The sequence below is a fragment of the Streptomyces solicavernae genome (assembly GCF_029968095.1).
Classification (GTDB): domain Bacteria; phylum Actinomycetota; class Actinomycetes; order Streptomycetales; family Streptomycetaceae; genus Streptomyces; species Streptomyces solicavernae.
On sequence record NZ_JASCIR010000012.1, the window covers coordinates 101,898 to 115,924 of the forward strand.

Consider the following 14,027-nt stretch of genomic DNA (forward strand, 5'->3'; position numbering starts at 1 on the left):
ACCAGAGATCCGAGAGAGTGGGAGGCGGGGACCGCGATGAGCGAGCAGTACGTACGGGATCTCCACGAGGTCGACGAGCAGCAGGTTCCCCTCGTCGGCGGCAAGGGCGCACACCTGGGTGCCCTCGCACGGATGGACGGCATCCGCGTACCGGACGGCTTCTGCGTGACGACGGACGCCTACCGGCGGGTCCTCGCGGAGGCGCCGGCCGTCGACGGTCTGCTCGACGAGCTGGACCGCCTGAACCCCGACGACCAGGACGCCATCCGCACGCTCAGCGCGCAGCTCCGCCGCACCATCGAGGACACCGGTGTCCCGGACGACCTCACGGAGGCCGTCACCCGCGCCCTCGCCCGGCACGGTGAAGAGGCCGCCTACGCCGTACGGTCCAGCGCGACGGCCGAGGACCTGCCGGCCGCCTCCTTCGCCGGGCAGCAGGACACCTACCTCAACGTGGTGGGCCCGGCGGCGGTCCTGAGGCACATCAGCCGCTGCTGGGCCTCGCTGTTCACCGAGCGCGCCGTGATCTACCGCGGGCGGGGCGGCATCGACCACCGCACGGTCCACATGGCCGTCGTCGTGCAGCGGATGGTCCTCCCGCAGGCGTCCGGCATCCTCTTCACGGCCGACCCGGTCACCGGCAACCGCAAGGTCGCCACCGTCGACGCGGGCTTCGGCCTGGGCGAGGCCCTGGTCTCCGGCCTGGTCGACCCGGATGTGTTCACGGTGCGCGACGGTGAGGTCCTGACCCGGACGGTCGCCGCCAAGCAACGGGCGATCGACGCGCTGCCGGCCGGCGGCACGCAGGAGGTCGCCATCGACGCGCAACGGCAGCGGCAGCCCGCCCTGACGGACGCGCAGGCCCTACGGCTCGTCCGGCTCGGGCGGCGGATCGAGGCGTACTTCGGCCGTCCGCAGGACATCGAATGGTGCCTGGCCGACGGCGAGTTCCGGATCGTGCAGAGCCGCCCGATCACGACGCTGTTCCCCATCCCGGACCGCGGCCCGGAACCGGCGGACGACGGCCTGGGCCTGCGCGTCTACCTCTCTGTCGGCCACCAGCAGATGATGACCGACCCCATGAAGCCCCTGGGGCTCTCCCTGTGGCAGCTGACCGCCATGGTCCCGATGCTGACGGCCGGCGGGCGGCTGTTCGTCGACTCCACCCGTCATCTGGCCCGGCCCGCGAGCCGCGCCGCCTTCCTTGACCTGGTGGGCCGGGGCGACCCGCTGACCCGGGACGCACTGGAGACCATCCTCGAACGGCACGACTTCACCCCCGAACTCCCCGCGCCTCCCACGCCCACCGCACACCCCGACCAGGCCCCCGCCGGACCGGCCCCAGGCGACCAGACCCCAGGCGACCAGACCCCAGGCGACCAGGCCCCCACCGGACCGCCCTCCGCCGAGCCGCCGGTCGGCGGTCCGCCCGCGACGGTCGAGACCGACCCGGCCGTCGTCACCGAACTGATCGAACGCAGCCGCAAGTCCCTCGCCGCCCTGGAACGCGACATCCGTACGAGGACCGGTCCCGACCTCTTCGACTTCCTCCTCCAGGCCTTCGAGGAGCACAAGCGGATGCTCCGCGACCCGCTCAGCATGCAGGCGATCATGGCCGGTATGGAGGCCACCTGGTGGCTCAACGACCACCTGGAGGAATGGCTCGGCGAGAAGAACGCCGCCGACACCCTGACGCTGTCCGCCCCCGACAACATCACCTCGGAGATGGGCCTGGCGCTCCTCGACGTCGCCGACGTGTTCCGCCCGCACCCGGAACTCGTGGCGTTCCTGCAGACCGTGGAGCAGCACGGCGACGACGGCACCTTCCTGGACGAGCTGGCCCGGCTCCCGTACGGAGCCGAGGCGCGCGATGCCGTCGAGGCCTACCTCGACCGGTACGGCATGCGCTGCGTCGGCGAGATCGACATCACGCGGCCCCGCTGGCGCGAACGCCCCACCACCCTCGTACCGGTGATCCTCGACAACGTCAGGAACTTCCCGCCGGGCGCCGCCGAACGGCGCTTCGAGCAGGGCCGGCAGCGGGCGCGGCAGAAGGAACAGGAGGTGCTGGCCCGGCTGCGGACCCTGCCGGACGGTGAGCGGAAGGCCGACGAGACCCAGGGGATGATCGACCGGGTCCGGACCTTCATCGGCTACCGCGAGTACCCCAAGTACGCCATCGTGAGCCGCTACTTCGTCTACAAGCAGGCCCTGCTGGCGGAGGCCGGACGCCTCGTGCGGGAAGGAGTGCTCGCCGAGCGGGAGGACGCCTTCTACCTCACGTTCCAGGAACTCCACGCCGCCGCCCGCGCCCACCGGGTGGACGCCCGGCTGCTCCGGGACCGCAGGGAGGCGTTCCGTGCGCACCACGCGCTCACCCCGCCCCGCGTCCTCACCTCGGACGGCGAGGCCCTGTCCGGCGCGTACCGGCGGGACGACGTACCGGACGGCGCCCTGGCCGGACTGCCGGTCTCCGCCGGAACCGTCGAGGGGCGGGCCCGGGTCGTCCTCGACATGGCCGACGCCGACCTGGCGGCGGGCGACATCCTGGTCACGCCGTTCACCGACCCCAGCTGGTCCCCGCTGTTCGTGGGCATCGCCGGCCTGGTGACGGAGGTGGGCGGCCTGATGACCCATGGCGCGGTCATCGCCCGGGAGTACGGCCTGCCGGCCGTCGTGGGCGTGGCACAGGCCACCCGCCTCATCCGCGACGGCCGGCGCATCCGCGTCCACGGAACGGACGGCTACGTCGAGCTTCTCCCCTGAGCGGAAGGGGAGTTCGGGAGTTCGGCCGTGGACGCGGAACCGGCGTCAGCAGTCGCGGACCGGGTCGGTCTCGCTGTAGATGTCGGTGTCCTTCATGAACCCGAGCCGGCCGTTGTCCGCGACCGTCATCAGCCAGCGGGTGGGATGCGGGCCGCCGACCCAGTCCTGGCCGTCCATCTTGCAGTAGAACCAGCTGGGGTTGGAGTACATGTGGCCGACCACGGTGTCGGGGTCCGGGTAGACGTGGTTGTTGCCGACGGTGCCGTAGACCGGGGCGCCGGGCACGTTGTGGCACCAGTAGCGGTTGCCGTCCGCCCAGCAGGTGTCCGCGGCCGAGGCCGTGGGTGCGAGGGTCAGGACGGCACCGGCGGTGAGGGCGACGGCGCCCAGGGCCGAAGCGAGCTTGCTGCGCATACAACTCCCCATGCTGTGCCCCGGGTCGGGGCGACGAACGTCGTTGTCGAACCGCCCTGGTCGGAGGCGGCCGCTGGGGAAGACGCCGCCGCGTCCGGCGCCGGTTGCCGGGGTCGTACGGTCTTCACCCGTCCGGCGCATGAGGAGGCCGCTCGTGCCGAAGGGGGCCGCCCCGCAGGTGGGGGCCGCCCCGCAGGGGGCCGCCCCGTGCCCCGGGCTCACCCCGAAGGTGTGTCGTCCACCTTGAAGCCCATGTCGACCTGCGTGCCGTCGACCGACTTCGCGGTGACCGTGAGGCCGTACGTCTGGCCGTCCGCCGTCAGTTCGCAGCGCACCGTCGCATCCACCTCGGCCTTCAGGTCCTCGTCGCAGGTGACGCTGTCGGGCTCCCGGCCGACCTGCTTGCCCAGCGCCTGCGACGCCTTCTCGGCGACCTCGTCCTTGCTCACCGCCGCCGGACCGCCGACGCTGCAGCCCGCCGTGAGCAGCACCGCCAGCACCCCCGTCGCCGTCCCGGCCGCCATCCGGATCCCCACCGCTCGCCGCTGCACCGCACGCTCCTCGTTCGAATGTTCATGACAGGCTTGTGCGTGGGGAAACTACCACCCGCCAACTACCAACCGCCCGGGCACCTTGGCGGGCAGGACGCCGCGGGACGGCGCCGCGCAGGGCGAGGGCGCAGTCGAGCGATCCGTACTGTGGGGCGCGGCGGCGATCGCGGCTTCCGTACTGTGGGGCGGTGACGACCGCAGCTGACACGCCCCTGGACGCGCTGGACCGCCGCATCATCGCGGCCCTGCAGATCGACGGACGCGCCTCCTGGCGCCGGATCGCCGCCGCGCTCGGCGAGCCGCAGCGCACGGTGGCCCGCCGCGGCCTGCACCTCCTGGAGAGCGGGCAGGTGACGGTCACCGGTCTGGTCGCGCGCGGCGAGACCGCTATCGTACGGCTGACCTGCCGCCCGGGCGCGGCACGGGAGGCCGCGCTGGCGGCCGCGGCGCGTACGGACACGATCTTCAGCTACGTCCTGTCGGGCGCTCCGGACTGTGTGGCCGAAGTGCAGTGCCCGCCGGGGGAGTTGGCCCGGCTGATGGTGGACGAGGTGCCGGCCCGCCCCGAGTTGCGGGCGCAGGAGGTCGCCCCCGTGCTGCGGTACTTCCGTACGGTGCACGACTGGCGGCCGGGGATCCTGGGCGCGGACGAGGAGGCGGCGCTCTCGCAGCACCCGGTCCGCCGGGAGGGGGCGAACGCGCCGGCCGTGGAACTGGGCCCGGAGGAGCGGCGGATCGTGACGGCGCTGGCCGAGGACGGGCGGCGTACGCACGAGGAGCTGGCGGCGATCGCGGGGGTGTCGGAGGCGACGGCGCGGCGGCGGGTGGAGGCGCTGACCGGGGCGGGCGTGGTGTCGATCCGGGCGGCGGTGGAACCGGCGCTGCTGGGGCTGCCGGTGGAGGCCCTGCTGTGGATCAGGACCCGCCCCGACGCGGTGGAGGCGGTCGGCCAACTGCTCGTCGAATCGCCGCTCGTGCGGTACGCGGCGGTGGTGATGGGCGAGTACCAGCTGCTGGTGGACGTCACCCAGCCGTCCATGGCCGCGCTGCACACGTTCCTCACGGAGGGCGCGTGGCTGAGCGAGGTCGAGGCGGTCAGCTCGCACCTGGTGATCGAGGCGCTGAAGCGGAGCGCGACGCCCACGCCGTTGATGCGGGGGTTGCTCACGGCGGGGTGACGGGTGACGGGTGTCAGGTGTTGGGGTGGCGGGGTGACCGGCCTGGTGTGACCTTAAGCGTCACGCAATCAATTCCAGTGACCAAAAAATTCATACACGCAGATCTCTTGACCACTTTCGGCAGGCGGGCTCAGGATGAGCCACCATCACGCCCCTGCCCTAGGACGGTCATGACCGAGGACATCACGTACGCCGACGCCACCGAGCTCGTTGCGCGCCTGCGCAAGGGGGAGGTGTCCGCGCGGGAGGTCGTGCGGGCCCACCTGGAGCGGATCGAAGAGGTGAACGCGCACGTCAACGCGATCGTGACCCTCGACGCGGAGGGCGCGACGGCCGCCGCGAAGGAGGCCGACGACCGGCTCGCGAGGGGCGAGGAGGTCGGACCGCTGCACGGACTGCCGATCGCGTTCAAGGACACCCACCTGACCCGCGGGATGCGCACCACGCACGGCTCGCCGCTCTTCGCCGACCACGTGCCCGACGTGGACGAACTGCTCGTCCAGCGCATCGAATCCGCCGGCGCCATCCGCATCGGCAAGACCAACGTGCCCGAGTTCGCGGCCGGTTCGCACACCTTCAACCGGGTCTTCGGCGCGACCCGCAACCCGTACGACCTCACGAAGTCGGCCGGCGGCAGCAGCGGCGGGGCGGCGGCCGCGCTCGCCTCCGGGCTGCAGCCGATCGCGGACGGCAGCGACATGGGCGGGTCCCTGCGCAACCCGGCCTCGTTCTGCAACGTCGTCGGCCTGCGCCCCACGCCGGGGCGGGTGCCGAGCCTCCCCGTCGCCGACCCGTGGGACACGATGGCCGTCGCCGGACCGATGGCCCGCAGCGTCGCCGACGCCGCACTGCTCCTCTCCGTCATGGCCGGTCCCGACCCGCGCTGCCCGATCTCCCTGGACGAGCCCGGGTCCGTGTTCCGCACGCCGCTGGAGCGCGAGCTGCGCGGACTGCGGGTCGCCTGGGCGCCGGACCTGGGCGGGCGCGTCCCCGTCGACCCGGAGGTCAGCGCCCAACTGGCCTCGCAGCTACGGGTGTTCGAGGAGCTGGGCTGTACGGTGACCGAGGACTGCCCGGACCTCGACGGCGCCGATGACGTCTTCCGCACGCTGCGCGCGCAGCAGTTCGCCCTGGGCCTCGGCGCGACCCTGGAGGCCGACCCGGGCTCCCTCAAGCCGAGCCTCGCCCGGAACATCGAGCAGGGCCTGCAGCTGACCGGCGCGGACCTCCGGCGGGCCACCACCGCACACGCCCGGATCCAGCAGGCCGCGGTGGAGTTCTTCGCCCGCTACGACGTGCTGCTCGCGCCGGTCAGCCAAGTCGTGCCGTTCGACGTGGAGTCGGAGTACCCCGCCCTGGTCGGCGGGCAGGAGCAGCACACCTACCTCGACTGGATGCGGTCCGCGTACTACGTCACCGTCCTCGGTGCACCGGCCGTCTCCGTGCCCGCCGGGTTCACGCCGGGCGGACTGCCCGTCGGGCTGCAGCTGGTCGCCGCGCCGCGCGCCGACCTGACCCTCCTGCAGATCGCCGCCCGCTACGAGGCCGCCACCCGGCACGGCCTGCGCCGCCCGGCTCTCGTACCCGCCGAATGACCTCCGTCGGCTGACCATCGCCCTCCGATCGCCAACTGAACGTCTCCTGACGGGATTTCGCATGAGCCAGCGTCATCTGGCGTACCTAGCCGTGCCCGCGGCCGGGTTCCTCGCCACTCCCTATCTGCCGTTCGTCAACTCCACCCACCTGTGGTTCGGCCTGCCCTCGGTTCTCGTGTGGTGCGTGCTGTGGACGGTGGGGACCACCGCCGCGCTCGCGCTGTACGAGGCGCACGCCCCGCACCCCGAGGACACCGACGAGGAGGCCGCCAAGTGAACACGACCATGGCCGTCACCCTGGCCGGAATCATCGCCATCGCCGCGATCGGCGTCAGCGGCCGCCGCACCGCCGGCCACGGCCAGGACCTGGGCGAATGGGCCGTCGGCGGACGCCGGTTCGGGACCGTGACCATGTGGTTCCTGCAGGCCGGCGAGTCGTTCACGACGTTCAGCTTCCTCGGGCTCGCCGGACTCGCGTTCAGCGACGGGGTCGCGGCCACCTACGCGCTGGGGTACCTGTCCCTGTGCCTGCTCGGGCAGTACCTGACCGGCCCGCGGCTGTGGCGGCTCGGCAAGGCCAACGGGTACATCACGCAGGCCGACTTCTTCGCCGACCGCTTCGACAGCCCGCTGCTCGGGAAGGTCGTGGCGGTGGTCGGCGCCGTGTTCCTGCTGCCGTACCTGCAACTGCAGATCACCGGCCTCGGGCTCATCGTGCAACTGGCCACCGGCAGCGAGACCGGGGCGACCGGCAGCATGGTGCTGGCCACCGTGCTCACCGTCGGCTTCGTCCTGTGGTCCGGCATCCGCGGCATCGCCCGGGCCGCGTACTTCAAGGACGTGCTGATGGTCGTCGCGCTGATCGTCCTCGTGGTCGCCGTACCGCTGACGATCAGCGGGGGCCTCGGCGGGCTCTTCGAGACGGTACGGGAGTCCCGGCCGGCGCTGCTCACCCTCGACGGTGCCGCCACGGACGCCACCTGGTTCACCACGGCCATGCTGATCAGCGCGATCGGGGCGGGCCTGAACACGATGCCGCACCTGTGGTCCGCGATCCTGTCGGCGGGCAGCGCGCGGTCGCTGCGCCGCAACTACATCTGGCTCCCGCTCTACCAGGTCGCGATCGCCGTCCCCGTCATCGTCGGATTCGCCGGGGCGATGGCGCTGGCCCCCGACGCCGACAGCCGGGCGGCCCTGCTGACCATGACCGGGCACGCCCTGCCGGGCTGGCTGGTGGGAGTGGTCGCGGTGGCCGCGGCCGCCACCGCGATGGTGCCGTCCGCGGCGATCCTGCTCGGCATCTCCACCCTGGTCTCGCGCAACCTGCTGCCCGCTCGCAGCGAGCGCGCCACGCTGCGCGTCAACCATGTGTGCGTGGTGCTCGCCTCCGCGCTCGCCCTGGTCCTGGGCATCGCCCGCCCCGGGCTGCTCGCCGACCTGCTGCTGCTCACCTTCGGCGGGCTGGCCCAGATGGCCCCGGCCACGGTGGCGGGGCTCGCCCGGCACAACCGGCTCGGGGCGGTGCCCGCGCTGCTCGGCATCGTCACGGGCGTCCTGACGCTGGCCTGGCTGACGTTCGGCGGGGTGGACATCGGGACGGTGGACGCGGGCCTGCTGTCCCTCGTCCCCAACATCGTGGTGACCGTGGTGGCCCAACTCCTCCTGAGCTCCGGCCTGTTGGGCTCCCGCCGCCTGGGCGCCGGCTCCGGGAGCGGCCGTATGGTGGACTGCGGGGACGCGCTTGCGGACGGGACGCCCGCCGACGGGGGCGTTGCGGCGCCCGCCCGTGCCACCTCGGGTCGTGGCCCGACGGCCCGGGACTGAGGGCACGGCTGCGGGCCCTTGGACTTACGGCCTCCGCACCGAGGGCTCGTACGGGCTCCGGGCCGAGGGCTCGTACGGGCTCCGGACCGAGGGCTCGTACGCGCTCCGCGTGGGCGGCGCGTGGACCGACCGGCCGCCGGATCAGGCGAGCGTCAGCCGCATGATCGTCAGGTCGAGCCAGCGCCCGAACTTGGTGCCGACCTCCGGCACGGTGCCGACGACCTGGAACCCGTGGCGTTCGTGCAGCCGGATCGAGGCCGTGTTCCCTGCCTCGATGTCGGCGATCATGACGTGGTGGCCGGCCTCGCGCGCGGCCCCGACCAGGGCCGTCAGGAGCGCGGAGCCGATCCCGAGGCCGTGCCGCCCGTCGCGCACGTACACCGAGTCGTCCACCGTGTGCCGGTACCCGTCCAGGGCGCGCCACGGCCCGTAGGCCGCGAACCCCGCGATCTCGCCGTCCGCCTCCGCCACGAAGGCCGAGCCGCGTTCCCGGTGCGCGGCCAGCCAGGCAGTCGCCTCGGCGGAGGACTGCGGGGTCTGCGTCCACAGGGCCGTGGAGTGCTCGATCGCGTGATTGCGGATCGCGCGGACGGCCTCCACGTCCTCGGGCCGGGCGGGGCGCACGGTCACGGCCGTGCGGTGGCTCTCGTATATTGGTGCCATGTCCAACATAGTAGATCCTCTGGTGGGGCGGATCGCCGCACGCGTCCGGGCCGAGCGGGACCGACGCCGCTGGACCCTCGCCCAGCTCGCGGAGGCCTCCGGGGTGTCGCAGGCCATGATCAGCAGGATCGAGCGCGGCGAGAGCAGCCCCACCGCCGTCGTCCTCGGCAAGCTCTCCGCCGCGTTCCGGCTCAGCGTCGCCTCCCTGCTCGCCCTGGCCGAGGAAGGGCAGCCCGCGAGCGACGACGCGACGGACGTGCGGCGCGGGGCGGACGCGGCGGAGTGGCGCGACCCCGCGACCGGCTACCGGCGCCGCCAGATCACCGGCGCGCGCTTCCCCGCCGAGGTCGCCGAGGTCCGCCTGCCCGCCGGCGCCCGAGTGCCGTACCCGGCCGCCGCCTTCGCCTTTGTCCGACAGGTCGTCTGGGTCCTCGACGGCCGCCTGACCTTCCACGACGGCGACACGGTCCACGAACTCGACGCGGGCGACACCATCGAACTGGCCCGGCCCGCCGACCGCGTCTTCGCCAACACCACGGACAGCGAGTGCCGGTACGCCGTCGTCCTCGCCCGCAGCGTGACGCCGTGACCCGCCCGTTCCCCCGGGGCGGGGTGCTGCTGCTGTCCGCCATCGCCGGGACGGCCATCGCGAACAACTACGCCGTCCAGCCCGCCCTCACCTCCGTCGCCGCCGACCTGGGCGTCCCGCCCGCCGCCATCGGCCTGGTGCCGACGGCCGCGCTCGCGGGCTGCATGGCCGGCTTCGCGCTGCTGCTGCCGCTCACCGACCGCATCGCGCCCCACCGCCTGGTTGCCGCGCAGCTCACCGCGCTCGCCGCCGCGCTCTGCGTCGCCGCCGCCGCACCGGGCGCCGCCGTGCTCCTCGTCGCCTACCTGGGCATCGGCGCGGCCGCCGGCGTCGCCGCCCAGGCCGGTGCCATCGCCGGCCGGCACGCCCCGCCGGGGCGCCGCGGATCCGGCGTCGCCTGTGTCGCCGCCGGCATGTCGGCCGGGATCCTGCTCAGCCGGCTGGCGGGCGGGGCGCTCACCAACCTGCTCGGCTGGCGGCCGATGCTCCTCGTCTTCGCCGCGTCGGCCCTGCTCGGTGCGGTCGCCGCGGCCGCACTCCTGCCGAAGGAGCGGCCGTACCGCGAGCACGGCTACCGCGCCGCGCTCGCCCAACTGCCGCCACTGCTGCGCCAGTTCAGGGAGCTGCGCCGTGCCGTGGCCGTCGGCGGGCTCTGGTACTTCGCCTTCAACCTCATCTGGGTCGCGCTGGTCCTCGCCCTGGCCGCACCGCCCCACTCCCTGGAACCCACCGTCATCGGCCTCTACAGCCTGACCGGACTCCTCGGCTTCGCCGCGCTCCCGTTCACCGGACGCCTCATCGACCGGTACACGCCGCACGCCGTGATCACCGCCGCCCTGCTGACGGCTGCCGCCGGAACCGCCCTCCTCGCCACCGGACTCGACAGCCCGCCGGCCACCGCACTGGGGCTCGCCCTGTTCGACGCGGGCTGCTTCGCCGCCCAGGCCGCCAACCAGAGCCGCATCATGGCCCTCGCACCGCAGCGCGCCGGCAGCCTCAGCAGCGTCTACCTGATCCTGTACTTCGCCATCGGTTCCCTCGGCACCGCCCTCGCCGCACCCCTGCTCACCCTGTCCGGCTGGCACGGCGCCACCCTCACGGCCCTCGCGGCCCTGCTCCTCGCCGCCGCGCTCGGACACGGATGGGGCCGCCGGGCCCGGAACCAGGGCACGGGGGAGCAGCGGACGGGGGAGCCGCATGGGGACGAGCCGCATATGGACGAGCCGCATATGGACGAGCCGCATGTGGACGAGCCGCATATGGACGAGCCGCATGTGGACGAGCAGCGGTCGGGTGAGCAGCGGACCGACGGCCACCCGTCGGCCCGCCCGGGTGGTCACGCCGCGCGGTAGCGGCCCGGTTCCACCACCTCCACCCGCCCCGCGGTCCCGCAGGAACGCCAGCGGCCGCGTCTCCCGCCGCGTCTCCCGCCGCGCCTCAATCTCCCGGCACCGACGCATCGGCGCATCGGCGCATCGGCGCATCGACGCATCGACGCATCGACGCACCGACGCCTCGAAGTCCGCCCGTTCGCTGCCGACGTCCGGGCCGTCTCCTACGACCCGTCGCCCCCGGCCCGCACACCCTCCTCGATGCGCTTGCCGAGGGACGCGTCGATGCGGGTCCAGTACGCGAAGGCCCGTACGAGAACCGGCTCCGTGACCCCGTCGAGCAGATGGCCGACCACGTTGTCCACCAGGCGGGTGCGCGCCGCGTCGTCCAGGACCTCACGCACCAGTGTGCCGGGCTGGCCCCAGTCGTCGTCCTCCGCGTGGGCGACGTAGGCGGCCCGCACGATGTCCCCGTCGGCGTGCCAGCTCGGCGGGTCCCCGTAGCGCTCGGTGTCGGCCGCGGGGCCGCCCTTGGAGTTCGGCGCGTACACCGGGTCGGTCGTGTTCCGGTACGCCATCGCCCCGTCCTTCGAGTACGTGCGGACCGGCACGACGGGCGCGTTCACGGGCAGCTGCTGGTAGTTGGCGCCGATGCGGTGCCGGTGCGCGTCCGCGTACGAGAAGAGGCGGGCGAGCAGCATCCGGTCCGGGCTCGGGCCGATCCCCGGGACCAGGTTGTTGGGCTGGAACGCCGCCTGCTCGATCTCGGCGTGGTTGTCGGTGGGGTTGCGGTCCAACGTCATACGGCCCACCGGGATGAGCGGGTAGTCGGCGTGCGGCCACACCTTGGTGAGGTCGAACGGGTTGAACCGGTAGCCCGCCGCCTCCTCGTACCGCATGACCTGCACATGCAGCGTCCAGGACGGGAAGTCCCCGTCGCGGATGTGCTCGAAGAGGTCACGGGTGTGGAAGTCCGTGTCGGTCGCCGCCATCCGGTCGGCCTCGTGCTGGGTGAAGAACTCGATGCCCTGGTCCGTCTTGAAGTGGTACTTCACCCAGAACCGCTCGCCGGAGGCGTTGATCCACATGTAGGTGTGGGAGGTGTAGCCGTTCATGTGGCGCCAGGTGCGGGGGACCCCGCGGTCGCCCATCAGCCACGTGACCTGGTGGGCGGTCTCGGGGGACAGGGTCCAGAAGTCCCACTGCATGTCGTGGTCGCGCAGATTGCTGTCGGCGCGGCGCTTCTGCGACCGGATGAAGTGCTGGAACTTCATCGGGTCCCTGACGAAGAAGACCGGCGTGTTGTTGCCGACCATGTCGTAGTTGCCCTCGCCGGTGTAGAACTTCACCGCGAAACCGCGCGGGTCCCGCCAGGTGTCCGGGCTGCCGCGCTCCCCGGCGACCGTCGAGAACCGCACCACCAGATCGGTGCTCGCGCCCGGCTGGAAGAGGGCCGCCTTGGTGAACCGGCTGACGTCATGGGTGACTTCGAAGCGGCCGAAGGCGCCGCTGCCCTTCGCGTGCGGCTGGCGCTCGGGGATGCGCTCCCGGTTGAACTGCGCCATCTGCTCGATCAGGTACGCGTCCTGCAGCAGGACCGGTCCGCCGGGCCCGAGGGTGAGCGAATGCTCGTCGCTCTCCACGGGGGCCCCGGAGTCGGTGGTGGTCGGTTTCGGCGTGCCGTCGTTCATGGTCGTGCCCTTCGCTGTGGGGGGTACAGCTGGCCACCAGAGCCGCAGACAGGATCTCCCGGATGCCGCGGGGGCGCTCATCGGTTGCACCCAGGTCCACCACGGGACGGCGGCCGGGGGCCGGTGAACCCCTCGTGCTCGACGGGCGCGTACGTACGGGGGAGGGCCGGGCCGGGCCCGGTGCATCCGGGTGCGTCGATCGCTCCGAAGCGGTCAGGTAGACATGACAGGCAGACATGAGTCGTCGGTTCGGCATGAGTCGTCGGTTAGACATGAGTCGTCGGTTCGGCATGAGTCGTCGGTTAGGCATGAGTCGTCGGTTCGGCATGAGTCGTCGGTTAGACATGAGTCGTCGGTTCGGCATGAGTCGTCAGTTAGACATGCCAGGCGATCGGCACGGACACGTCGCCGTCTCCCGGCGGGAGGAGCGCATGGACGGTGTGAGCGTCGAGGGACAGCGGGTACGCCGCGATGCGCCCGGAAGCCCGGGAACCTCCGGCGGACCCTCGGCCGGTCCCGCGCCCGCCCGGATCGGCCCTGCCCCCGGGCAGCCGCAGACCCCGGTGCCCTGGACCGCGATCGGCCTGCCCACCATGGCGTCGATGCTGGTCGTCTCCCTCGGCCGCACCGGCAGCCGCAGCTTCACCGCACGGTGCCAGTGGCCCCGCCTCCATCCCCTCAACGAACGCTCCGCCGAGGTGCGGCACCACCCCCTGATCATGGTCGAGTCCGCTCGGCAGCTCGCCCTGGCCGTGGAACGTCGCCACCTGCTCGGCGAGGACGCCCCGGCGTTCGTGCCAGCCTCGGTCGGTCTCGGGCTGCGCCCCGGCGTACAGCCACAGGAACGGGACGCCGCCACCGACGTCGAAGCGTTGCTCGTCCTCAGCGACCTCGCCGCCGTCCGGGACCGGCTCACCGCCTACCGGATCACCGCCGAGTTCCGGCACCGGGGCGCACCCTTCGCGTCGTGCACCATGCGTCTGGCCGCCCCGGCCCGCCCCCGGGCGGCGTCCCGCGCGGACGGGCCGGGCCCGGCCGGGCTCCTGCATCCCCCGGCCGCGGCCGTCGGCGCCGCCGCCGACGGGGACGTGCTGGTGGCGCGGGCGCCCCAGGGCCGTATGGTGCTGCTGCCGCGCGACCCCGCACACCCGGTGCTGCTGCCGGGCCGCCCCGACCGGCTGCCCGCGCCCGCCGTCCTGGAGGCCGCCCGGCAGGCCACACTGCTGCGGTCGGGACGGACGGCGGACGCGGTGGTCGGGCTCTCCGTCGACCTGCGGGCGCCGGTGCCGTCGTACGGGGCCGTGATCGAGGTGGAGTCCGAGGCGGCGGGGTCCCGCTTCCTCGTCACCGCCGCCCGCCGCGCCGTCGCCACCGGCTCGGTGATGCTCGGACGGCCGTGAGGGGACGGCCGTGAGGGGACGGCCG

At 73.1% G+C, this 14,027-nt stretch carries 12 protein-coding genes; 8 read left to right on the plus strand and 4 right to left on the minus strand.

Annotated elements, in window-relative coordinates; genetic code table 11:
• Positions 1-36 precede the first annotated feature (36 nt).
• The gene (gene rph / locus QIS99_RS16375; RefSeq protein ID WP_282514109.1) at positions 37-2,766 is read left to right on the plus strand and encodes a rifamycin-inactivating phosphotransferase; all 2,730 of its coding nucleotides are present in this window, start codon (positions 37-39) and stop codon (positions 2,764-2,766) included.
• A 45-nt stretch (positions 2,767-2,811) separates the two neighbouring features.
• On the opposite strand, the gene QIS99_RS16380 is transcribed toward rph, so the two are convergent.
• Both QIS99_RS16380 and QIS99_RS16385 read right to left on the minus strand, forming a co-directional pair.
• On the minus strand, positions 2,812-3,180 hold the full coding sequence (locus tag QIS99_RS16380; RefSeq protein ID WP_282514110.1) for a hypothetical protein: 369 nt from the start codon (positions 3,178-3,180) through the stop codon (positions 2,812-2,814).
• 218 nt (positions 3,181-3,398) lie between these two features.
• Entirely contained in the window at positions 3,399-3,731 is a 333-nt protein-coding gene (locus QIS99_RS16385; RefSeq protein ID WP_282514111.1) for a DUF4333 domain-containing protein, read from the minus strand.
• A gap of 188 nt (positions 3,732-3,919) precedes the next feature.
• On the opposite strand from QIS99_RS16385, the gene QIS99_RS16390 reads away from it, so the two are divergent.
• The 4 genes from QIS99_RS16390 to QIS99_RS16405 all read left to right on the plus strand — a co-directional run bounded on the left by QIS99_RS16390 (position 3,920) and on the right by QIS99_RS16405 (position 8,328).
• On the plus strand, positions 3,920-4,909 hold the full coding sequence (locus QIS99_RS16390; protein WP_282514112.1) for an Lrp/AsnC family transcriptional regulator: 990 nt from the start codon (positions 3,920-3,922) through the stop codon (positions 4,907-4,909).
• Positions 4,910-5,079: 170 nt separating this feature from the next.
• Positions 5,080-6,504 carry an amidase gene (locus QIS99_RS16395; RefSeq protein ID WP_282514113.1) on the plus strand — a complete coding sequence of 475 codons (1,425 nt, stop codon included), beginning with the start codon at positions 5,080-5,082 and terminating at the stop codon, positions 6,502-6,504.
• Between the two features lie 61 nt (positions 6,505-6,565).
• Positions 6,566-6,781, plus strand: a complete 216-nt coding sequence (locus QIS99_RS16400; RefSeq protein WP_282514114.1) for a hypothetical protein — start codon at positions 6,566-6,568, stop codon at positions 6,779-6,781.
• Complete coding sequence (locus QIS99_RS16405) at positions 6,778-8,328, plus strand: sodium:solute symporter family protein (protein WP_282514115.1); 1,551 nt, start codon at positions 6,778-6,780, stop codon at positions 8,326-8,328. Before QIS99_RS16400 ends, QIS99_RS16405 begins: the two co-directional genes overlap by 4 nt.
• A 141-nt stretch (positions 8,329-8,469) precedes the next feature.
• On the opposite strand, the gene QIS99_RS16410 is transcribed toward QIS99_RS16405, so the two are convergent.
• Entirely contained in the window at positions 8,470-8,991 is a 522-nt protein-coding gene (locus QIS99_RS16410; RefSeq protein WP_282514116.1) for a GNAT family N-acetyltransferase, read from the minus strand.
• Between QIS99_RS16410 and QIS99_RS16415 the strand changes: the two genes are divergently transcribed.
• Together QIS99_RS16415 and QIS99_RS16420 are read left to right on the plus strand one after the other, a co-directional pair.
• Positions 8,990-9,580 carry a helix-turn-helix domain-containing protein gene (locus tag QIS99_RS16415; protein ID WP_282514117.1) on the plus strand — a complete coding sequence of 197 codons (591 nt, stop codon included), beginning with the start codon at positions 8,990-8,992 and terminating at the stop codon, positions 9,578-9,580. The genes QIS99_RS16410 and QIS99_RS16415 overlap by 2 nt on opposite strands.
• Positions 9,577-10,932: an MFS transporter gene (locus tag QIS99_RS16420; protein WP_282514118.1), complete on the plus strand. Its 1,356-nt coding sequence runs from the start codon at positions 9,577-9,579 to the stop codon at positions 10,930-10,932. Before QIS99_RS16415 ends, QIS99_RS16420 begins: the two co-directional genes overlap by 4 nt.
• A 203-nt stretch (positions 10,933-11,135) precedes the next feature.
• Here the strand turns inward: QIS99_RS16420 and QIS99_RS16425 are convergent, their stop codons facing one another.
• Complete coding sequence (locus QIS99_RS16425; protein WP_282514119.1) at positions 11,136-12,602, minus strand: catalase; 1,467 nt, start codon at positions 12,600-12,602, stop codon at positions 11,136-11,138.
• Positions 12,603-13,033: 431 nt separating this feature from the next.
• Here QIS99_RS16425 and QIS99_RS16430 point away from each other — a divergent pair, with 431 nt between their 5' ends.
• Positions 13,034-14,002 (plus strand): AfsA-related hotdog domain-containing protein, encoded by a 969-nt coding sequence (locus QIS99_RS16430; protein WP_282514120.1) that lies wholly within the window; start codon positions 13,034-13,036, stop codon positions 14,000-14,002.
• Positions 14,003-14,027: the final 25 nt, after the last annotated feature.